General features: G+C 72.0%; 19 protein-coding genes. 6 read left to right on the top strand and 13 right to left on the bottom strand.

Features of this window, described 5'->3' with window-relative positions; translation table 11 throughout:
- Window positions 1-21: 21 nt before the first annotated feature.
- Entirely contained in the window at window positions 22-1,110 is a 1,089-nt protein-coding gene (locus ACXJKB_RS02900; protein ID WP_457185231.1) for a 3-isopropylmalate dehydrogenase, read from the bottom strand.
- Window positions 1,111-1,120: 10 nt separating this feature from the next.
- Window positions 1,121-1,261 (bottom strand): hypothetical protein, encoded by a 141-nt coding sequence (locus tag ACXJKB_RS02895; RefSeq protein ID WP_300045997.1) that lies wholly within the window; start codon window positions 1,259-1,261, stop codon window positions 1,121-1,123.
- A gap of 423 nt (window positions 1,262-1,684) precedes the next feature.
- Here ACXJKB_RS02895 and ACXJKB_RS02890 point away from each other — a divergent pair, with 423 nt between their 5' ends.
- The 4 genes from ACXJKB_RS02890 to ACXJKB_RS02875 are packed head-to-tail and all read left to right on the top strand — an operon-like array spanning window position 1,685 to window position 6,002.
- Window positions 1,685-2,251, top strand: a complete 567-nt coding sequence (locus ACXJKB_RS02890; protein ID WP_300045998.1) for an O-methyltransferase — start codon at window positions 1,685-1,687, stop codon at window positions 2,249-2,251.
- Window positions 2,252-2,270: 19 nt separating this feature from the next.
- The gene (locus tag ACXJKB_RS02885; protein ID WP_457185228.1) at window positions 2,271-3,770 is read left to right on the top strand and encodes a gamma-glutamyltransferase; all 1,500 of its coding nucleotides are present in this window, start codon (window positions 2,271-2,273) and stop codon (window positions 3,768-3,770) included.
- Between the two features lie 5 nt (window positions 3,771-3,775).
- Entirely contained in the window at window positions 3,776-4,453 is a 678-nt protein-coding gene (locus ACXJKB_RS02880; protein WP_457185226.1) for an ABC transporter ATP-binding protein, read from the top strand.
- Window positions 4,443-6,002, top strand: coding sequence for a DUF6297 family protein (locus tag ACXJKB_RS02875; protein WP_457185224.1), 1,560 nt, complete (start codon window positions 4,443-4,445; stop codon window positions 6,000-6,002). The genes ACXJKB_RS02880 and ACXJKB_RS02875 overlap by 11 nt, the downstream gene beginning before the upstream one ends.
- 4 nt (window positions 6,003-6,006) lie before the next feature.
- Here ACXJKB_RS02875 and yczE read toward each other — a convergent pair whose 3' ends face one another.
- A complete protein-coding gene (gene yczE, locus ACXJKB_RS02870; RefSeq protein ID WP_457185222.1) occupies window positions 6,007-6,690 on the bottom strand; it encodes a membrane protein YczE in 684 nt (227 codons plus the stop codon).
- A 62-nt stretch (window positions 6,691-6,752) separates the two neighbouring features.
- Here yczE and yczR point away from each other — a divergent pair, with 62 nt between their 5' ends.
- The gene (gene yczR, locus ACXJKB_RS02865; protein ID WP_457185220.1) at window positions 6,753-8,204 is read left to right on the top strand and encodes a MocR-like transcription factor YczR; all 1,452 of its coding nucleotides are present in this window, start codon (window positions 6,753-6,755) and stop codon (window positions 8,202-8,204) included.
- 10 nt (window positions 8,205-8,214) lie between these two features.
- On the opposite strand, the gene serA is transcribed toward yczR, so the two are convergent.
- Window positions 8,215-9,810: a phosphoglycerate dehydrogenase gene (gene serA, locus ACXJKB_RS02860; RefSeq protein ID WP_457185218.1), complete on the bottom strand. Its 1,596-nt coding sequence runs from the start codon at window positions 9,808-9,810 to the stop codon at window positions 8,215-8,217.
- A 135-nt stretch (window positions 9,811-9,945) separates the two neighbouring features.
- On the opposite strand from serA, the gene ACXJKB_RS02855 reads away from it, so the two are divergent.
- Entirely contained in the window at window positions 9,946-10,518 is a 573-nt protein-coding gene (locus tag ACXJKB_RS02855; protein ID WP_457185216.1) for a YdeI/OmpD-associated family protein, read from the top strand.
- Between the two features lie 10 nt (window positions 10,519-10,528).
- On the opposite strand, the gene ACXJKB_RS02850 is transcribed toward ACXJKB_RS02855, so the two are convergent.
- The 9 genes from ACXJKB_RS02850 to ACXJKB_RS02810 form a co-directional block, all read right to left on the bottom strand.
- Window positions 10,529-11,242, bottom strand: a complete 714-nt coding sequence (locus ACXJKB_RS02850) for a DsbA family oxidoreductase (RefSeq protein WP_300046011.1) — start codon at window positions 11,240-11,242, stop codon at window positions 10,529-10,531.
- A 95-nt stretch (window positions 11,243-11,337) separates the two neighbouring features.
- Window positions 11,338-12,837, bottom strand: a complete 1,500-nt coding sequence (locus tag ACXJKB_RS02845) for a purine-cytosine permease family protein (RefSeq protein WP_457185213.1) — start codon at window positions 12,835-12,837, stop codon at window positions 11,338-11,340.
- 71 nt (window positions 12,838-12,908) lie between these two features.
- On the bottom strand, window positions 12,909-14,201 hold the full coding sequence (gene efeB, locus ACXJKB_RS02840; RefSeq protein WP_457185271.1) for an iron uptake transporter deferrochelatase/peroxidase subunit: 1,293 nt from the start codon (window positions 14,199-14,201) through the stop codon (window positions 12,909-12,911).
- On the bottom strand, window positions 14,198-15,361 hold the full coding sequence (efeO, locus tag ACXJKB_RS02835) for an iron uptake system protein EfeO (protein ID WP_457185211.1): 1,164 nt from the start codon (window positions 15,359-15,361) through the stop codon (window positions 14,198-14,200). Before efeO ends, efeB begins: the two co-directional genes overlap by 4 nt.
- 17 nt (window positions 15,362-15,378) lie before the next feature.
- The gene (gene efeU / locus ACXJKB_RS02830) at window positions 15,379-16,242 is read right to left on the bottom strand and encodes an iron uptake transporter permease EfeU (protein WP_457185209.1); all 864 of its coding nucleotides are present in this window, start codon (window positions 16,240-16,242) and stop codon (window positions 15,379-15,381) included.
- Window positions 16,243-16,290: 48 nt separating this feature from the next.
- Entirely contained in the window at window positions 16,291-17,088 is a 798-nt protein-coding gene (locus tag ACXJKB_RS02825; protein WP_457185207.1) for a class I SAM-dependent methyltransferase, read from the bottom strand.
- Window positions 17,089-17,139: 51 nt separating this feature from the next.
- The gene (ilvC, locus tag ACXJKB_RS02820; protein WP_300046014.1) at window positions 17,140-18,168 is read right to left on the bottom strand and encodes a ketol-acid reductoisomerase; all 1,029 of its coding nucleotides are present in this window, start codon (window positions 18,166-18,168) and stop codon (window positions 17,140-17,142) included.
- Between the two features lie 78 nt (window positions 18,169-18,246).
- The gene (ilvN, locus tag ACXJKB_RS02815; RefSeq protein WP_457185205.1) at window positions 18,247-18,804 is read right to left on the bottom strand and encodes an acetolactate synthase small subunit; all 558 of its coding nucleotides are present in this window, start codon (window positions 18,802-18,804) and stop codon (window positions 18,247-18,249) included.
- Window positions 18,804-20,561 (bottom strand): acetolactate synthase large subunit, encoded by a 1,758-nt coding sequence (locus ACXJKB_RS02810; protein WP_457185203.1) that lies wholly within the window; start codon window positions 20,559-20,561, stop codon window positions 18,804-18,806. Before ACXJKB_RS02810 ends, ilvN begins: the two co-directional genes overlap by 1 nt.
- Window positions 20,562-20,728 lie beyond the last annotated feature (167 nt).

Below are 20,728 nucleotides of genomic sequence, written 5' to 3'. Positions count from 1 at the left end.
TCCAGAGGCCCGGAGGGGCGCTCAGAGACGGGCGGCGATGGCGTCCCCGACGTCGCTCGTACGACGACTCGTGCCGGGGTCGCGCTCGGTGAGGTCGGCCAGGACGGCCGCCTCGATCGCGGCGGCCGCCTCGGCGTGGCCGAGGTGATCGAGCAGGAGCGCGCCGGAGAGGATCGCGGCGGTCGGGTCGGCCTTCTGCTGCCCGGCGATGTCGGGGGCGGAGCCGTGGACGGGCTCGAACATGGACGGGGCCGTCCGGTCGGGGTTGACGTTCCCGGAGGCGGCCAGCCCGATGCCACCAGTGATGGCGGCGGCGAGGTCGGTGATGATGTCGCCGAAGAGGTTGTCGGTGACGATCACGTCGAATCGGGCGGGGTCGGTGGCCATGAAGATCATGGCCGCGTCGATGTGGATGTAGTCGGTCGTGACATCGGGGAACTCCGACGCCACCTGCTCGAACAGGCGCCACCAGAGGGAGCCGGCGTTGACCAGGACGTTGGTCTTGTGGACCAGCGTGAGCTTCTTCCGCGGCCGCTTCTGCGCCCGGGCGAAGGCGTCCCGGACCACGCGCTCGACGCCGTACGCGGTGTTCACCGAGACCTCGGTCGCGATCTCGGCCGGGGTGCCGACCCGGAGCGCGCCGCCGTTGCCCGTGTAGGGGCCCTCGGTGCCCTCGCGCACCACCACGAAGTCGACCTCGCCCTTGTCCAGGACGTGCCCGGCGAGCGGCGAGACCGAGCCCGGGAAGAGGCGCGACGGGCGCAGGTTGACGTAGTGGTCGAGCTCGAAGCGCAGCTTGAGGAGCAGGCCGCGCTCGAGGATGCCGGGAGGCAGGTTCGGGTCGTTGGGCTTGCCGCCGACGGCTCCGAGCAGGATCGCGTCGTGCTCGCGGATCTCCGCGAGCACCGAGTCGGGCAGCACCTCGCCGGTCGCGAGGTAGCGCTCGGCGCCGAGGTCGTAGCGCGTCGACTCGAACTTCACCGGCGAGGCGACCTCGAGGACCTTGAGGGCCTCGGCGGTCACCTCGGGGCCGATGCCGTCGCCGGGGATGACGGCGAGGGTGGGGCTCCCGGTGTCGCGGGCGGCGGCGGTCTGGTCGGTGTCAGGCATGCGGCGAACGTTAGTTGTCGTCCGGACGCTGACCGCCGCCGTCTCGCAGGTCAAGCGCGGTCTGGACGGCGACCGTCGTGTTCTCCGCGCTGCGCGGGTTCTCCGGGTCGTGGGCCGCGGGGCCCCAGGTGTCGGGATACATCTGGTACATCGATCTCACTCCTACGTACGTGACGGTGGGTGAGCCCGAAGCCGCCGACACCGCGGCGGGTAGGGAAGCAGGACGGCGGGGATCGCCCGGGCCCGGCTGCCGGCCGACGAGCGTGCGGGTCGCGCAGGACTGCGGAGGACCCGCCGCGAAGGCGGTGGCTTCGAGCTCTGCCGAGCAGACGCTCGGCGAGAGGGGCGAAAGGCCGGGTGGCGGAACCTCGTCAACGCCGAACACCGCGACGAGGTGGCCCTTCTGTCAGGCCTCGCCGCGGCAGTCGATAAGTACGAAGACGCTCCGCATGGTGGGACGACTGTACGACTGCCGGACGGGCCGCCGCACGCGGTTTCGCCGAACGTGTCAGATCGTGAGATGTCGGCCCGTCCAGTGGGATCGCGCGCGAGGAGTGACAGACTCGGCGACCTCATGTCTGCTCCTCCGGAACTCCCCGAGATCGTCCAGCGCGCGTTCGACGTCTGCCGCCAGGCCGGCTACGTCGCGTTCTGCCGCAACGAGACCGGTCGCCTCCTCGCCACCCTCGCCGCGACCAGGGGCGGCACGATGGCCGAGTTCGGCACCGGCTGCGGGGTCGGCACCGCCTGGCTGCGCAGCGGCGTGCGCAACGGGGCGCGGATCCTCACCGCCGAGCTCGACGAGTCGCTGGCCGGTGCCGCGTCCAAGATCTTCGACGACGACGCCAAGGTCGAGGTGCTCGCCGCCGACTGGAGCGTGCTGCGCGAGCACGGTCCCTTCTCCCTGCTGTTCCTCGACTCCGGCACCCCGTCCGAGGTGGGCGTCGACGCCGTCATCGACCTCGTCGAGCCCGGCGGCATCGTGGTGCTCGACGACTTCGCGCCGTGCGAGTCGTGGCCGCCGATCACCTACGGGCGCGTCGACACGCTGCGCGAGCAGTGGCTCACCGACGAGCGGTTCACCGCGGTCGAGGTGATGGTGGCCGCCGACGCGTCCGCCGTCATCGCCACCCGGCGCTGAGCACCGCGACCGGTCCCCTGTGAGACCCCTCGCCGTCGCGGCCCCGAGCCGCGAGGCCGCGGACGCCGCCGAGGCGATCGCCCGTGCGGGAGGCTCCGCCGTGGACGCCGCGATCGCGGCTGCCCTGGTGGCGATGGTCACCGAGGTCGGGCTCGTCTCGCTCAGCTCCGGCGGCTTCGTCACCGTGCAACCCGCCACCGGGTCGGCGTACACCGTGGACGGGTGGATGGACCGGCCCGGCGTCGGGCGTGCCCCGGGCGCGCCCACACCCGAGACGTGGGACGTCTCGACGGAGTACGGCGGCGGGGTGGAGATCACGATCGGTGCGGGATCGGTGGCGACGCACGGCTCCCTCGCCGCCTTCGGCGAGGCGCACGCGCGCGACGGGCACCTCCCCTGGGCCGAGCTCGTCGCACCGGCCGTCGACGTCGCGCGGGACGGCTTCGCCCTGGGCTCGGCGTCGCGCTACTACCTGCGCCACGTGCACGAGTCGATCTTCGGGTGGGACCCGGCGAGCCACGCGGCGCTGCACGACGCGGCGGGTCGGCTCACCGAGGATCGGGTCGTGGTGGCCGACCTCGCGGCGACGTTGGAGCAGATCGCCAACGACGGCCCGCGAGCCCTCCACGAGGGCGACCTCGCCGACGCGATCGCGGCCGACGTCAGCGCCCGCGGCGGCCTGCTCGGGCGCGCCGACCTGGCGGCGTACGCTCCCGTCGTCCGCGAGCCCCTGACCACCCGCGTCGGCGGCTGGAGCCTGGCGACGACGACGCCCCCGTCTGTGGGCGGCGTGGTACTCGCAGCCATGCTGCGGCTCCTCGAGGATCGACCGCGGGGGGTGTGGGACGCCGACGACGTCGAACACCTGGTCCGGGTGCAGCGCGCGGTCCTCGGCCACCGGCGCGAGGTCCTGGAGGTCGCCGCCGACCTCCCGGCCGCGTCGCGCGCCTGGCTCGACCGGGTCGACGCCGACCACCGGGCGGTCCTCGAGTCGGGCTCGACGGCGCACGTGTCGGTCACCGACGCCGACGGCGCCGCGTGCTCGCTCACGGTGTCGTCGGGCTACGGCGCCGGCATGATCGCCGCCGGCACCGGCATCTGGCTCAACAACTGCCTCGGCGAGCAGGAGCTCAACCCTCCCGCCCGCGACGTGGCACCGGGCTCGCGCCTGCTGTCCAACATGGCGCCGGTCGTCGGGCGCCACGACGACGGGTCGACCCTGGCGATCGGCTCGCCGGGTGCCGACCGCATCACGACGGCGGTCGTCTGCGCCCTGGCCGGGTTCGTCAACGGCGGCCTCGACCTCGAGGACGCCGTGGCCCACCCCCGGGTGCACGTCCACCGCGCGGGCCTGCCGGACGAGGACGTGCGCCGCGAGGAGGGCCTGACGATGTACTTCGGCGGCGTCGGCGCTGCTCTCACCCGGGCCGACGGGACCCTCGAAGCGGTCGCCGACCCGCGACGCGAGGGCGTCGCGAGGGTGCTCGACGCGCCGGGTCGTAGTCGGCTGCTTGGATGACTGGCATGGCCAAGAAGAAGGCAGCCGCCGCGAAGCCGGCGCTGCTCACGGTCCGCGGCATCATCCGGACCTTCGGCGAGCGCACCATCCTCAGCGGGGTCGACCTCGACGTGCGCGCCGGCGAGGCGGTCGGCGTCGTGGGGCCCAACGGCAGCGGCAAGTCGACGCTCCTGCGCTGCATCGTCGGCGCGGACGAGGCCGATGCGGGCGAGTCGACGCTGGCGGGCAACGTCCTCGACGAGCGCCGCCCCGAGATCCGTGCCGACCTGGCAATCGTGATGGACGACATCGACTTCTTCCCCGATCTCTCCGTGGTCGAGCACCTCGACCTCGTCGCGCGTGCGCACTCGCAGGCGGATGCCGAGGAGGTCGTCAACGTCGTGCTCGACGAGGTCGGCCTGATGGAGGTGTCCGGGCAGCTGCCCTCGACGCTCTCCTCCGGCCAGCGACGACGACTCGCGCTGGCCAGCGCGTTCGTCCGCCCGCGCAAGCTGCTCGTGCTCGACGAGCCCGAGGCCCGGCTCGACGTCGAAGGCGTGACCTGGCTGGGCGACAAGCTGGTCGCGGAGAAGAAGGCCGGTCGCGCGGTGCTGCTCGTGAGCCACGACCCCCGGCTCGTCGAGCGCGTGTGCGACCGCGTCGTACGCCTCGGGCCCGCTCCGGAGCCGGCCGATGTCGACTGACGTCGCCCCCGAGCGCACCGAGGTCCCGTCGGCACGGGAGGTGCGGCAGGAGATCCGGGACTGGCGCCGCGGTCGCGCGGAGCTCAGGTGGGGCGAGGTGCTCTCGAACGCCTACGTCGGACTCTTCTGCACCGTGATGGTCGGCGCGATGGCGGGCAACGTCGTGCTCAACCTCCGGCGCCTGGCCGACGAGACCTGCACCGCGAGCTGCGGCGAGGTGCGCGCGGCCGCGCCCTGGCTGGTTGCGCTCGCGGTGACGCTGCTCGCGCTCGGCCTGGCCCGCCTGCTCGGACCCGTCTTCAGCCCGCCCGCCGCGAACAGCTGGGTGCTGAGCTCCCCCGTCGACCGCGGTGCGCTGCTGCGGCCCGGGTGGGTGCGGACCACCGTCCTCACCACCGTCGGGGCCGCCCTCCTGCTGGTCGCCCCGGCGGTCCTCGGCGGCTTCGCGTGGCACGAGGCGGTCGTCTACGTCGTCGCCGGCAGCACGACCGCGCTGGCGTGCGTGGGGGTGGCCGCGCTGTCACAGGTGCGCGAGCACCAGGCCTCCCGCTGGCTCACCTGGCTGGTCACATTGGCGCTGTGGGCCGTGCTGGGGCTCTCCGCGACCCAGGAGCTCGGGAGGCTGCCGGACGTGCCGTCGGGTGCGGTCCTGGCGGTCGCGGTCGCGATGACGGTCGTGGCCGTCCTGCTCGCGTGGCGCTCGGCCCTCGCGGTCGGCACGGTCTCGCGACGCGTCCTCGGCCAGACCGAGCACCTCTCCCCCAGCCTGTCGGGCGCGCTGTCGTCGGTCGACCTCGGCCTGATGTACGACGTCCTGCTCGCGCGCCGCTGGGGGCGTGGCGCGCACGTGCGCAGCCACACCGGCGGTCCCCTCGGCTGGGGCGCCCTGGTCCACCGCGACCTCCGCCGCGCGATCCGCGCCCCGCAGCCCTACGTCCTTCTGGCCGGTCTCGTGCTGGTGCCCTACGCCGCCGCGGAGGCCGACGCCGGCCGCGCGGTCGTGCTGGCGACGACGCTCGCCGGACTGCTCGGTGGTCCTGCGCTCTGCTCCGGGCTGCGGGTGGTCGTGAGGACCGAGGGGCTGGCGCGGATGATGCCGTTCCGTCGGCAGACCCTGCTGCTCGCCCACGTCGTCGTGCCGGGCGGCGCGCTCATGCTCTTCGCGCTGGCGACGACACCGACGCTCGTGGGGGAGGTCCAGGGCGGAGGAGCGATCAACCTCGCGATCGCGTGCGGCCTCTCCTCCGTCGCGGCGACCGTGCGGTGGATCACCGGCAAGCCGCCGAACTACGCGGCGCCGATGGTGAGCACCCCCGCCGGCGGCGCACCCACCGGCGTCATCTTCAGCGTGGCCCGCGGCTTCGACGTGTGGGCCATCACTGCCCTGCCGCTGATGTTCGGCCAGGGCGGCATGCTCTTCTCGTCGGTCATCAGCATCGGCGTGATCGCGTTCCTGACCTCCGACGGGATCCAGCCGCCGCCTCAGCAGCCCGCCCAGAAGCAGGGCCGGAAGCCGGGCCAGAAGCCGGGCCAGAAGCAGAAGCGCTGACGGCTCAGTCCGCGTCGGGACCCATCACGTCGACCGTGAACCACGGCAGCATCAGCTGGGTGAGCGGACCGATCGCCAGCGCGTAGACCACGGTCCCGACGCCCAGGACGCCACCGAGCAGCAGGCCGATGACGACCACGGCCACCTCGAGGCCGGTGCGGACGAGCCGCAGCGAGAGCCCGGTGCGCCGCGCCAGGCCGGTCATCAGGCCGTCGCGCGGCCCGCGGCCGAGCTGCGCGCCGATGTAGAGCGCGCTGGCCAGCCCGCAGAGCAGGACGCCGCCGACCATCAGGCCGAGCCGGCCCGCCATCGCCTCCGGGCGGTCGAGGACCGCCAGTGTCGCGTCGGCGGAGAGGCCCACGACGATCGCGTTGCTGATCGTGCCGAGCCCCGGCACCTCCCGCAGCGGGATCCACAGCACCAGCACCACGAAGCTGAACAGCACGACGGCCTGGCCGAGGGTCATCGGGACGTGGCGGATGAAGCCGGAGTGCAGCACGTCCCACGGAGCCAGGCCGAGCGCGCCGCGCACCATCATCGCCAGCGAGACGCCGTAGAGGAAGAGACCGACGTAGAGCTGCGGCAGGCGCCGCGCCAGGCGTCCGGCGCGCAGCTGGGCGACGGGGCCCAGGTCGACGAGGACGCCGCTGGGCGCGTGGACGGTTCCGGTGGGGGTCGTGCTGGTCATGACCCCATCCTGATCCCCAAGTGGCCTTGTCCGACATAGCCAATGATGGAACAGTGGCCTGCATGAGCCGCATCGTCAGCGCCCAGCGCGTGGCCACCCTCGTCGGTGACTTCCCCCGCTCCCCCGCCTACCTCGGCCTCGCCGAGAGCCTGCGCGTGCTCATCGGGGACGGCCGGATCGGCATCGAGGTGCGGTTGCCCAGCGAGCGCGACCTCACCACCTCCCTCGACGTCTCGCGCACGACCGTGACCCGTGCCTACGAGGTGCTGCGGGAGTCGGGGTACGCCGAGGCGCGCCGCGGGTCCGGCACGTTCACCACCGTGCCGGGCGGGCAGCGCCGCGCCCACGACCGGTCGCTGATGCCGGGCACCGGCGGCGAGGACGTCATCGACCTCAACTGCGCGGCGCACTCCGCACCGCCCGGCCTCGTCGAGGCCTACCAGCGCGCCACCGAGCAGCTTCCCGCCTACCTCAGCGGACCCGGCTACTTCCCGCTCGGGGTGCCCGCCCTCCAGACCCGCATCGCGGCGGCCTACGAGGCACGGGGGCTGCCGACCGTGCCCGAGCAGGTCATGGTCACCGCCGGCGCGCTGGCGGCGGCGTCGGTGGTGGCGCAGGCGTTCACCGCTCCCGGGGAGCGGGTCGTCGTCGAGTCGCCGACGTACCCCAACGCGACCCAGGCGGTGCGGCACGCGGGCGCCCGGCTCGTCGCGGCCACCGTCGACCCCGACGGCTGGGACCTCGACGCGCTGGCCGCCACGCTGCGCCAGACCTCGCCTCGGCTCGCGTACCTGATCCCGGACTTCCAGAACCCCACCGGACACCTGATGAGCGACAGCCAGCGCGAGGAGCTCGCCCACGCGCTCGCCCGCACCCGCACGACGGTCGTCGCCGACGAGGCCCACCAGGCGCTCGCGCTCGCGCCCGGGCTGGCCGACGACATGCCGCGGCCGCTCGCGGCCCATGCCCACGACGCGATCACGATCGGCAGCGCCAGCAAGTCGTTCTGGGGCGGCCTCCGCCTGGGCTGGGTGCGCGCCCCGCTCGCCGACATGGACCGGCTGCTGCAGGCCCGCATCGGCCTCGACCTGGGGGCGCCGGTCTTCGAGCAGCTGGTGCTGGCCGACCTGCTCGACCGCGCCGACGAGGTGCTCCCGCTCCACCGCGAGCGGCTGGTCACGGGCCGCGACGCCCTCGTCACGGCCGTCCGCGAGCACCTCCCGTCGTGGCGCTTCCGCGTGCCCGACGGCGGGCTCGCCCTGTGGTGCGAGCTGCCCGAGGCGCTCGGCACCGCGACGACGGCCGAGGCCGAGCGTCGGGGCGTCGTCGTCGCCCCCGGTCCGGTCTTCGCCGTGGAGGGTGGCCTCGACCGCTTCGTGCGGATCCCCTGGACCGCCTCCCCCGACGACCTCACCGAGGCCGTACGACGCCTCGCCGCAGCGTGGGAGCACGTGAACACCGACGCAGCCCGGCCGGCAGTGAGTCGCGCTGCCGGCCGGGTGATGGTCGCCTAGGGGCGATCCGTCAGGTCAGGTCCACCGCGCGCACCGAGGCGGCCTGCATCGCGGCCTCGATCTCGGTGAGGGTCTCGGACGGGATCGCCGAGTCGACGCTGAGCGCGACGAGCGCCGCGCCGCCCTTGTCCTGGCGCGAGACCTGCATGCCGGCGATGTTGACGTCGGCGTCGCCCAGGATGCCTCCGATGAGGCCGACCATGCCGGGACGGTCCTCGTAGGTGAAGAACGCCAGGTGGGTCGTCGGCTCGATGTCGACGTCGAAGCCGTTGACCTCGACCAGCCGCTCCTTCTGCGCGAGCCCCACGAGCGTGCCGCTCACGGACACCTGGGTGCCGTCGGCGAGGGTCCCCCGCAGGGTGATCAGGTTGCGGTGGTCGGGGCTCTCCGCCTCGGTCACCAGGCGCACCTCGGTGCCGCGCTCGGCGGCGAGGAGCGGCGCGTTCACGTAGGAGACCTGCTCCTCGACGATGTCGGCGAAGACGCCCTTGAGCGCGGCCAGCTCGAGCACCTTGACGTCGAACTCGGTGATCTCGCCGCGAACCTCGACGTCGAGCTGCTGCGCGACCTCGCCGGCCAGGGAGGTGAAGACCCGGCCGAGCTTCTCGGTGAGCGGGATCCCGGGACGTACGTCCTCGGCGATGACGCCGCCCTGCACGTTGACGGCGTCGGGCACCAGCTCGCCGCTCAGGGCGAGCCGGACCGAGCGGGCCACGGCGACGCCGGCCTTCTCCTGGGCCTCGTCGGTCGACGCGCCGAGGTGGGGCGTGGCGACGACGTTCTCGAGCTCGAAGAGGGGGCTGTCGGTGCACGGCTCGCTCGCGAAGACGTCGAGGCCGGCGGCGGCGATCTGGCCGGTCTTGAGGGCGTCGTAGAGCGCGGCCTCGTCGACGATCCCGCCGCGGGCGGCGTTGACGAGGACCAGGCTCGACTTCGCGCGGGCCAGCTGGTCGACGCCGATCAGCCCGACCGTCTCCGGCGTCTTGGGCAGGTGGACGCTCATGAAGTCGGACTCGGCGAGCAGCGTGTCGAGGTCGACGAGGCGGACACCCATCTGCGCGGCGCGGCCGGCCTGCACGTAGGGGTCGTAGGCGATGACCTTCATGCCGAAGGCGCTGAGGCGCTGCGCGACCAGGACGCCGATGCGGCCGAGGCCGACGATGCCGACCGTCTTCTCGTAGAGCTCGATGCCGGTGTACTTCGAACGCTTCCACTCTCCGCCACGGAGGGCGGCGTGGGCCGGGCTGATGTGGCGGGCCGCGGCGAGCATGAGGGCGACGGCGAGCTCCGCGGCGCTGACGATGTTGGAGGTCGGCGCGTTGACGACCATGACCCCTGCCTGGGTGGCGGCCTTCACGTCGACGTTGTCCAGACCCACGCCCGCGCGGGCGATGACCTTGAGCCGTCGCGCGGCGGCGAGGGCCTCGGCGTCGACCTTGGTGGCGGAACGGACCAGGATCGCGTCGACGTCGGCGATCGCAGGGAGGAGCTCGGCGCGGTCGGCACCGTTGCAGCTGCGGATCTCGAAGTCCGGGCCGAGCGCCTCGATCGTGGCGGGGCTCAGCTCTTCTGCGATGAGTACGACAGGCTTCGCGTGTGCGTTCACAGCGGGGTCCTCGGGTGATCAATGGTGTGTTCGGGGACTGCACGACGCTGTGCCCGGCTCACATTACCCGCGAGTGGGACACGAGTCCCATCGCCCCAGCATCCGGACGTCGTACCCGACGCCTACGATCCAGGCATGGGCGCGATGGACGACGCGGAGCGGCTCGAGCCGGCGACCGTCGAGGAGTGGAGCGCGTGGCTTCGCGACCACCACCCGCAGCCGCAGGGCGTGTGGCTGGTCAGCCCGCGCAAGGCCGCCGAGCGGGCCTTCTCCTACGAGGAGGCCGTGCTGGAGGCGCTGCGCTACGGCTGGGTCGACTCGACCGTCAAGCCCGTCGACGAGCTCCGCTCGATGCAGTGGTTCGCCCCGCGCCGACGGAGCAGCATGTGGACCCGCATCAACAAGGGGCGCGTCGCCCGCCTCGAGGAGGCCGGTCTGATGGAGCCCGCCGGTGCGGCCGCCATCGCGACCGCCAAGGAGACGGGCATGTGGACCCTCATGGACGACGTCGAGGACTGCATCGTGCCGGACGACCTGGCCGCCGCCTTCGACCGCAACCCGGGCGCGCGCGAGCACTGGGAGTCGTGGTCGGCCTCGGCGCAGAAGCTGATCCTGACGTGGATCGTGCTCGCGAAGCGGCCGGAGACGCGCGCCGTCCGGATCTCGACGACGGCGGAGAAGGCGGCTCAGGGGATCAAGGCGCAGTGACGCGCAGGCGTCAGATGGCGCAGCCGTCCGGGCCGCACTCCTGCCCGTCGGCACCGGTCGCCAGCACCTCGATCTTCGGCTGCGACTCCGCCCACGCCCGCTCGAGCACCTGCGTGAACACCTCGGTCGGCTGCGCCCCGGAGACGCCGTACTTCTCGTCGACGACGAAGAACGGGACACCGCTGGCGCCGTAGGCCTGGGCCTGGGCGACGTCGGCGTGCACGTCGTTCTCGAACTCCCGGGAGCCGAGCACCTCCTCGACCCGGGCGGCGTCGAGGCCCGCGGCCTGCGCCACGTCACGCAGCACGGCGTGGTCGGCGACGTTGCGGCCCTCGGTGAAGTAGGCCGCGAGGAGGGCCTCCTTGACCCGGCCCTGGAGCTCGTTGCCACCCTGCTCGTGGGCGAGGTGGATCAGGCGGTGGGAGTCGACGGTGTTGAGGTGCAGCGTCTGCGAGAGCCGGTAGACCAGGCCCTCCTCGGCGGCGACCGCCTCGACGCGGTCCTGCATCTGCTGGGCACCGTCGGGCGACTGGCCGTACTTGCGGGCCAGCATCGTCGTGGTGCTCTCCGTCGGCTCGGTCGGCGCGCCCGGGTCGAGCTGGTAGGAGCGCCAGTGCACCTCCACCTCGTCGGCGTGCTCGAACTCGGCCAGGGCGTTCTCGATGCGACGCTTGCCGATGTAGCACCACGGGCAGACGACGTCGGACCAGATCTCGATCTTCACGTCGTCCCCAACACGCCGTCTGACCTGCGTGTTCCCCGGCGGACTGTGCAGTGAGTCTCCAGGAGACTCAACGGCCAGTCCCGGGCGTGTCGCGCTCAGGACTCCTGGCGGCGGACCTTCGCGCGCCGGGCCACGAACGTCACGCCGAAACCCAGGACGAGCGCGAGCAGGACTCCGAGGTTGGCGTAGGCCCACGGACCCTCCCAGTAGGGCCCGGCCGGGTCGTCGACGTAGGTGCCGAGACCGAGCGGCTCGATGAGGAAGCCCTGCCAGTTGTTCCACGTGGCGTCGGTGGCGAAGTTGTTGACGACCAGGCCCCAGCCGAGGACCGAGGCGCCGATCATCGTGGCGAGCGCGGGGACGTCGACCGAGCCGTAGCGACCCGCGGGGTCGAACAGCGCTTCCTCGTCGTAGTCGCTCTTGCGCAGCGCGATGTCGGCGATCATGATCCCCGCCCACGCGGCCAGCGGGACGCCGAGGGTGATCAGGAAGCTCTGGAACGGGCCCAGGAAGTCCTCGGCGAAGAAGACGACCCAGATCGTGCCGAGGGTGAGGATCACGCCGTCGACGAACGCCGCCGCCGGCCGCGGGATCCGCACGCCCAGCGAGAGCAGCGTCAGGCCGGAGGAGTAGATGCCGAGCACCGCGCCGCTGACGAGGGCGAGGATCGCGGCGAGGAGGAACGGCACCAGGAACCACGTCGGGAGCAGGGTGCCGAGGGTGCCGATGGGGTCGGCGACGATCCCGGCGGACAGCTCCTCGGACGAGCCCGCGAGCAGCAGCCCGAACACCACGAGGAACACGGGGGCGACCGCGCCGCCGAAGGTGTTCCAGCCGACGATGGCGGCGCCCGGGGCGTCACGGTGCTGGTAGCGCGACCAGTCGGCGGCGATGTTGATCCAGCCGAGGCCGAAGCCGGTCATGACCATGACGAGCGCGCCGACCATCTGCTGCACGCTGCCGTCGGGGATCGCGCTGACCGCCGACCAGTCGATCTCGTCGAGCGTGAGGAGCACGTAGACGATGGTGGCGAGGCCGGTGATCCACGTCAGCACCGACTGCATCCGCATGATCACGTGGTAGCCGGCGACACTGGCCGAGACGATCAGGAGCGCGACGACGATGGTGGCGACGACCTGCGTCGTGGTCCCGCCCGACCAGCCGAGCTGGTCGAAGATCGTGGCCGTCGCGAGGACGGCGAGGATCGCGAGGAACGTCTCCCAGCCGATGGACACCAGCCACGAGACGACGCCGGGAACCTTCTGCCCGTTGACGCCGAACGCGGCCCGGCTCAGCACCATCGTGGGCGCCGAACCGCGCTTGCCGGCGATCGCGATGACGCCGCACAACGCGAACGACACCACGATGCCGACGACCGTGACGACGACCGCCTGGACGAAGGAGATGCCGAAGCCCAGCACGAACGAGCCGTAGCTGATGCCGAACACCGACACGTTGGCCGCGAACCACGGCCAGAACAGGTCCCGCGGACGCGCCGTCCGCTCGGACTCCTCGATGATCTCGATGCCGGTCGTCTCGACACCGAGCCGACGGGTCTGCTCCAGCCCCGACGAGGGCGTGGTCGTGTTGCTCATGACGGCATCGTCGCGCACCCGGGGCTCAGGAGCCAAGCGCGAGAAGCGGGGCCGGTGCGGAGCGCGGCGGGTCAGGCGAACAGCGACTGACCTACGTGCTCGCCGGGGCCGACACCCGGCGGGACCGCGAACAGCGCCGACCCGGTGAACTTGAGGTACTCGACAAGGGCGTCGGTCTTCGACATCGCCAGCTGCAGCGGGACGAAGTGGGTGTCGGGGTCACGGACGTAGGCGATGAAGAAGAGCCCCGCGTCGAGCCCGCCGAGGGCGTTCGAGCCGTCGACGAAGTTGTAGCCGCGCCGCAGCATGCGTGCGCCGCCGTGCTGGTCCGGGTGCACGACCCGCACGTGCGCGTCGACCGGGATGACCGGCTGGTCGTTGCTGCCGGGCATCGCGAAGTCGGGCTCGGTGTGTTCCTCGCCACCCGACAGCGGTGCGCCCGTGGCCTTGGTCCGGCCGACGAACATCTCCTGGTCGCCCAGCGGCTGCCGGTCCCAGACCTCGATCGTCATGTTGATCCGGCGCGCCACCAGGTAGGACCCGCCCGCGAGCCACGAGCCGGCCTCGTCGTCGGCGGCGGCGACCCACACGTGCTCGTCGAGCGCGGCGGCCTCCTCGGCCTTGACGTTGGCGGTGCCGTCCTTGAAGCCGAACAGGTTGCGCGGCGTCGACTGCGACGTCGAGGTGGTCGAGGTGCGGCCGAAGCCGAGCTGCGACCACCGCACGGCCACCGTGCCGAAGCCGATACGCGCCAGGTTGCGGACCGCGTGGACCGCGACCTGCGGGTCGTCGGCGCACGCCTGGACGCACAGGTCGCCGCCCGACCGCGCCGGGTCGAGGACGTCGCCCGGGAAGTGCGGGAGGTCGCGCAGGGACGCCGGCTGCCGAGCGGCGATGCCGAACCGGTCCTTGCCCTCGCCGTCGCGGAACAACGACGGCCCGAAGCCGAAGGTGATCGTCAGCCCGCTCGCCGGGAGGTCGAGCGCCTCGCCGGTGTCGTCGGGAGGCAGGCGCACGTCGCCCCCGATCGCGCCGCCCCCGGCCGGTTGCCCAGCGGTCATCTGCTCGGCGGCAACGGTCCACTGCTGCAGCAGATCGATGAGCGCCTCGCGGTCGTCGGTCAGCACGTCGAAGGCGGCGAAGTGCAGGCGGTCCTGGGCCGGGGTGACGATCCCGGCCTGGTGCTCGCCACGGAAGGCGTACGACTCCTCCCGCCCGTCGCCGGGAGCGACCCCCGTGACGTCCGCGTCGGCATGCGCGGTCGTACGACCGGCGGCGAAGGCGCCCGCGACGCCTGCGAGCGCGACTCCCCCGCCCAGCAGGCCGCGCCTGCTGAGTCCGGTGGTCGTCGGCTGGTCGGTCAGGACAGCACCGCCGCGGTCAGCCGCGACAGCGGCTCGGACAGGGCGTTCACGGAGTTCGAGAACTCCTTGACCTGCTCGGGGGTGAGCTGGTCGTACGTCACGAAGCCGTCACCCTCACGCTGGGCGTCCAGCAGCGCCTGGAGCTCGTCGAAGCGGGTGGTGAGCTGGTCGGCGAGCTCGGGGTCCTTCTCCTCGACGATGGGCTGCACGCCCTCCCACGCGACCTTCGCGCCGTCGACGTTGGCCTGGAAGTCCCACAGGTCGGTGCGCGACCAGTACTCCTCCTCGCCGGTCACCTTGCCGGTGGCCACCTCCTCGAGGAGGCCGCGCGAGCCGTTGGCGATCGCGTCGACGGTGTAGGTGAGCTCCTGCACCCGCGAGTCGAGCTCCTCGGTGTTGGCGAGCAGGTCGTCGGCGTAGGTCGCGCGCTCCTCGTCGGTCAGCGGCGTGTAGCCCTCGGCGCGCTGGGGCCAAAGGTCCTTCTCGATGAGGTGCCAGCCGGTCCACTTCTGGCCGGGCTCGAGGTCGGCCTCGCGCGCGTCCATCATCGGGTCGAGGTCGCCGAAGGACTCGGCCACCGTCTCGATCCGCTCCCAGTGGGTGCGCGCGACCGGGTAGAGCGCCCGGGCGGCGTCGTCGTTGCCGGACGCGTAGAGCTCGACGAACTCCTGCGTCTTCTCGAGCAGCTGGGCGGACTGGTCCTCGACGTAGGCCGCGTAGTTGGCCTCCGCCTGCTCGACGAGCTCCTGCTCGTCGGCGGAGACCTCGACGTCCTCGTCGGAGGCGGTGACGGTGAACTCGCCGCGGATGCCTTCCCCGGCCATGCCCGGCTTGCAGGCGGTGACGTACGTCCCGGCCGGAGCGTTGACCGTCAGGGCTCGGGAGATGCTGGGGCCGATGTTCTCGACCTCCGCCACGATCCGCAGGCCGTCATCGCCGAGCAGGTAGAACTCGGTGACCTGGTCACCGGAGTTGGTCACGTCGAACGTCAGCGCTCCGGCAGGCGCCTCGGTCGCCGACAGCGTGCAGGAGTCGGCCGAGGAGTCGACGGTGAGCGCGCGGGGGTCGGCCGCGTCGCCGGACCCGCCGGCGGAGCCGGTGTCGGCGTTCTGCGTGCAGGCCGCGAGCAGCGGGAGGGCGGCCACGAAGGTCTTGCGCATGGACAGGTGCCTCTTTCTCAGGCAGCCGCACGCGACGGCGCGGCCGGGGTGGTGGAGCGTCGGCGGGCGCCGACCAGGAAGAGGGCCATCACCGGCACGGCGTAGAGCAGCCACGCGGCGGCCTCGAGCTTGGTGGTGGCCGGCGAGAAGTTGAAGATCCCCTTGAGCAGGGCGCCGTACCAGGTGTTCATGTCGACTGAGTCGGACACGTCGAAGGCGAGGTCGTGGAGCCCCGGGAGGAAGCGGGCCTCCTGCAGGTCGTGCACGCCGTAGGCGAGCACCCCGGCGGCGACGACGATGAGGAAGGCGCCGGTCCACGTGAAGAAGCGCGACAGGTTGATCGAAAGGGCGCCGCGGTAGATCAGGTAGCCCAGCGCGACCGCGGTGAGAATCCCGAGCGCGGCGCCGAGCAGGGGTTGCCACGTCGGTGTGGCGGCGCCGACGGCGTCGCGGGTGCCGGCCTGGGTGGCGGCCCAGAGGAAGAGCGCGGTCTCCAGGCCCTCGCGGCCGACTGCGAGCACGGCGACGACCACGAGTGACCAGCGGCTGCCCTCCGCGGCCACGTCGATGCGGCCGCGCAGCTCACCACTCAGGCCGCGTGCGGCGCGGGCCATCCAGAAGATCATCCAGGTCACGAAGCCGACCGCGACGATGGACAGGCCTCCGCCGATGAGCTCCTGCGCCTCGAAGGTGAGCCCGCGGGGGCCGAAGGTCAGCGCAGCGCCGAACGCGAGGCTCACGCCGACCGCGAGTGCGATGCCCGCCCAGATCCGCGGGAGCAGGTGCCGACGGTCGGTCTTCACGAGGTAGGCCACGAGGATGCTCACGACCAAGGCCGCCTCCAGCCCTTCGTGCAACCCGATCAGGTAGTTCGCCAGCACAGCGCAGGACCCTACACCTTAGGTTAGGCGTACCTAACTCAGGGCGGGTCACGCGGTGATGACGACCTCGCCGTGCAGCACCGAGAACCAGCCGTCGGGATGCTCGGCCCACGCCCGCCAGGCGGCCGCCACGGCCACGAGCTCGCGCGTCGTCGCGCGGCCCTCGTCGACGAGCTGCCGGGCGAGGGCGGTCGAGGTGAGCCGGTCGGCCCAGAGGTTGCCCCACCACGCGCGCTCCTCGGGCGTCGCGAAGCACCACGTGGCAGAGCTCGCGTCCACCTGGGCAGCTCCGGCGGCGTGTGCCCAGGCCAGGAGGAGCCGCCCGGCGTACGGCTCTCCCCCGTTGGCGCGGGCGGCGTCGTCGTACAGCTCGAGCCAGCGGTCCAGCCCCTCGCTGGCGGGGTGCCACGAGAAGTGGCCGTAGTCGCTGTCCCGGGCGGCGACGACGCCGCCGGGACGGGTCACGCGCAGCATCTCGCGGAGCGCGCGGACCGGGTCGGCGACGTGCTGCAGCACCTGGTGGGCGTGGACGACGTCGAACACCCCGCCGAGCCCGTCGACGTCGAGGTCGTGGACGTCGCCCACCACGACCGTCGCGTTGGTGACGCCCTGCCGGTCGAGCTCGGCTCGGGTGAGCGCTGCCGCCTGGTCGTCGACCTCGAGGGCGACGACCTCCCGCACCAGCCGAGCCAGGTCGGCGGTGATGGTGCCCGGGCCCGACCCGACGTCCAGCAGGCGCTGGCCGTCGTGCAGGTGCGGCAGGAGGTACGCCGCCGAGTTGGCGGCGGTCCGCCAGCGGTGCGAGCGCAGGACGGCCTCGGCGTGCCCGTGGGTGTAGGTGCTCACGGGAACCTCCGAGGCCGTCACTGGCGTCGTCGCGGGTCTACGCCGACCGCATCAGCGGGCGGAGCTGCCCTCGGTGTAGTCGGAGTCGTGCGACTTGACCCAGGCCATCAGCTTGCGCAGCTCGCGGCCGGTCTGCTCGATCGGGTGCGACTCGCCCTTCTTGCGGAACTCCGTGAACTCCGGCGAACCGTTGTCCATGTCGGTGATGAAGCGCTCGGCGAACGCGCCGTTCTTGATGTCGGCGAGCACGTCCTCCATGTTCTTCTTCACGTCGGGCGTGATGACCCGCGGACCGGAGACGTAGTCGCCGAACTCGGCGGTGTCGGAGACGGACCAGCGCTGCTTGGCGATGCCGCCCTCGTACATCAGGTCGACGATGAGCTTGAGCTCGTGGAGGCACTCGAAGTAGGCGACCTCGGGCTGGTAGCCGGCCTCGGTCAGCACCTCGAAGCCGTACTGCACGAGCTGGGAGGCGCCGCCGCAGAGCACGGCCTGCTCACCGAACAGGTCGGTCTCGGTCTCCTCGGTGAAGGTGGTCTTGATGCCGCCGGCACGCAGGCCGCCGATCGCCTTGGCGTAGGAGAGCGCGAGGTCCCAGGCCTTGCCGGACTCGTCCTTCTCCACCGCCACGAGCACGGGCACGCCGCGCCCGTCGACGTACTCGCGACGCACCAGGTGGCCGGGTCCCTTGGGGGCGACCATGAAGACGTCGACGCCCTCGGGCGGGGTGATGTAGCCGAAGCGGATGTTGAAGCCGTGGCCGAAGACGAGGGTGTCACCCGGGGTCAGCGCCGGCTCGATCTCCTCGGCGTAGAGCTTCCGCTGGTGCTGGTCGGGGGCGAGGATCACGATCAGGTCGGACTCCTCCGCCGCCTCGCGCGGGGTGAGGACGCGCAGGCCCTCGGCCTCGGCCTTGTCGCGGCTCTTCGAACCGGGCTGCAGGCCGATCCGGACGTCGACGCCGGAGTCGCGCAGGGACAGCGCGTGGGCGTGGCCCTGGCTGCCGTAGCCGATCACCGCGACGTTCTTGCCCTGGATCAGGCTCAGGTCGGCGTCGTCGTCGTAGAACATCTCAGCCACTGGGGGCTCTCCTTCATGTTGGTGGTTCACTCGGTGATCGAGTAGCCGCGAGGAACGAGCGGCGTATCGAGATCTGGGTCAGTTGGCGATTGCGGAAACGGGGGCGGGTACGGCGACGGGGCGGTGGGTGCGCTCGCTGATCGAGCGCGACCCGCGACCGATCGCGACCATGCCCGACTGCACGAGCTCACGGATGCCGAAGGGCTCGAGCACGCGCAGCAGGTCGGCGAGCTTGTCGGCGTTGCCGACGGCCTGAACGGTCACCGCGTCGGGTGCGACGTCGACGACCTTGGCCCGGAAGAGCTGGACGGCGTCGAGCACCGCGCCACGGGTGGTGGCGTCGGCGCGGACCTTGACGAGCAGCAGCTCGCGGTTGACCGATGCGGCGCCGTCGAGCTCGACGATCTTGATGACCTCGACGAGCTTGTTGAGCTGCTTGGTGACCTGCTCGAGCGGGGACTCGTCGACGTTGACCACGATGGTCATCCGCGAGATCTCGGGGTGCTCGGTCGGGCCGACGGCGAGGCTGTCGATGTTGTAGCCGCGGCGCGAGAACAGGCTCGCGATGCGGGCCAGGACGCCCGGCTTGTTCTCGACCAGCACGCTCAGGGTGTGCTTGTTGCTGGGGCTCGTCATCAGATGTCGTCCTCGTCGAACTGGGGCGCCAGGTCGCGCGCGTACTTGATCTCGTCGTTGCTGGTGCCGGCGGCGACCATCGGCCACACCATCGCGTCACGGTGCACGCGGAAGTCGACCACGACCGGCCGGTCGTCGATCGCCATGGCCTTCTCGATGGTCGCGTCGACCTCCTCGGGCGACTCGCAGGCCAGGCCGACGCAGCCGTAGGCCTCGGCGAGCTTGACGAAGTCGGGGATGCGCTTGGAGTGCAGGTCGGTGTTGGAGTAGCGCTCGTTGTAGAAGAGCGTCTGCCACTGCCGCACCATGCCGAGCGACTCGTTGTTGATGATCGCGACCTTGATCGGGATGTCGTTGATCGCGCAGGTCGCGAGCTCCTGGTTGGTCATCTGAAAGCAGCCGTCGCCGTCGATCGCCCAGACCGTGCTGTCGGGCCGGCCGACCTTGGCTCCCATCGCCGCCGGCACCGCGAAGCCCATCGTGCCGAGGCCGCCGGAGTTGATCCACGTGTTGGGGTTCTCGTAGCCGACGTAGTGCGCCGCCCACATCTGGTGCTGGCCGACACCGGAGGCGTAGATCGCCTCGGGGCCGGCGATCGCGCCGAGCCGCTCGATGACGTACTGCGGGGCGAGCGAGCCGTCTGCCGGGGTGTCGTAGCCGAGCGGGTAGCGCGTCTTCAGCCCGGCGACGAAGGCCACCCACGCCTCGTAGTCGCCGTCGGCGCCCTCGGTCGTGAGCAGCGCGACCAGCTGGGCGATGACCTCCTTGCAGTCGCCCACGATCGGCACGTCGGCGTGACGGTTCTTGCCGATCTCGGCGGGGTCGATGTCCGCGTGGATGACGAGCGCGTTCGGCGCGAACGAGTCGAGGTTGCCGGTCACCCGGTCGTCGAACCGCGCGCCCAGGCTGATGATCAGGTCGCTCTTCTGCAGGCCGGCAACCGCGGCGACGGTGCCGTGCATGCCCGGCATGCCGAGGTGCTGCGGGTGGCTGTCGGGGAACGCCCCGCGCGCCATCAGCGTCGTGACGACCGGGATGCCCGTCAGCGCGGCCAGCTGCGCCAGCTCGCGCGACGCGCCGGCGCGGATGACGCCGCCGCCGACGTAGAGCACCGGGCGCCGGGCCTCGCGGATCAGCCGGACGGCCTCCTTGATCTGCTTGGCGTGCGGCGTCGTCACAGGCCGGTAGCCGGGCAGGTGCAGCTCGTCGGGCCAGGCGAACGTCGTCTGCGCCTGCAGGGCCGACTTGGCCACGTCGACGAGCACCGGGCCCGGACGGCCGGTCGAGGCGATGTGGAAGGCCTCGGCGATCGTGTGCGGGATGTCGGCGGGGTCGGTGACCAGGAAGTTGTGCTTGGTGATCGGCATCGTGATGCCGCGGATGTCGGCCTCCTGGAAGGCGTCGGTGCCGATCATCGCGGCGCCGACCTGCCCGGTCACGGCCACCATCGGCACCGAGTCCATGTGGGCGTCGGCCAGGGGCGTGACGAGGTTGGTCGCGCCGGGGCCGGAGGTCGCCATGCAGACACCCACCCGGCCGGTGGCGGCGGCGTAGCCCTGGGCGGCGTGCCCGGCACCCTGCTCGTGGCGGACCAGGATGTGGCGGATCCGCGTGGAGTCCATGAGGGGGTCGTAGGCCGGGAGGATCGCACCGCCCGGGATCCCGAAGATGTCGGTGACACCGGCCGCCTCGAGGGACGTGACGAGGCTCTGCGCGCCCGTGACCGATCCGCTTCCCTGTGCGCCCTGCTGTGTCATGTCCTTCTCTCCTGCGTGTGCGATGTCCGGCGATGAGCCCATGAAAAAACCCCTCGGCCCGGTGGGCGACGAGGGGTGACGCGCGTGCGTTGGCCGACTGGCCTCAGCTCACGCGTCGCGTGCGTACAAGAATCTCGGTGCGCATGCGACAACCGTCGTCGCCGGGG

The sequence above is a fragment of the Nocardioides sp. P5_E3 genome, assembly GCF_054049275.1.
Note: the sequence above shows the minus strand (reverse complement) of the source record. Positions and strands in the feature narration are given on the sequence as shown.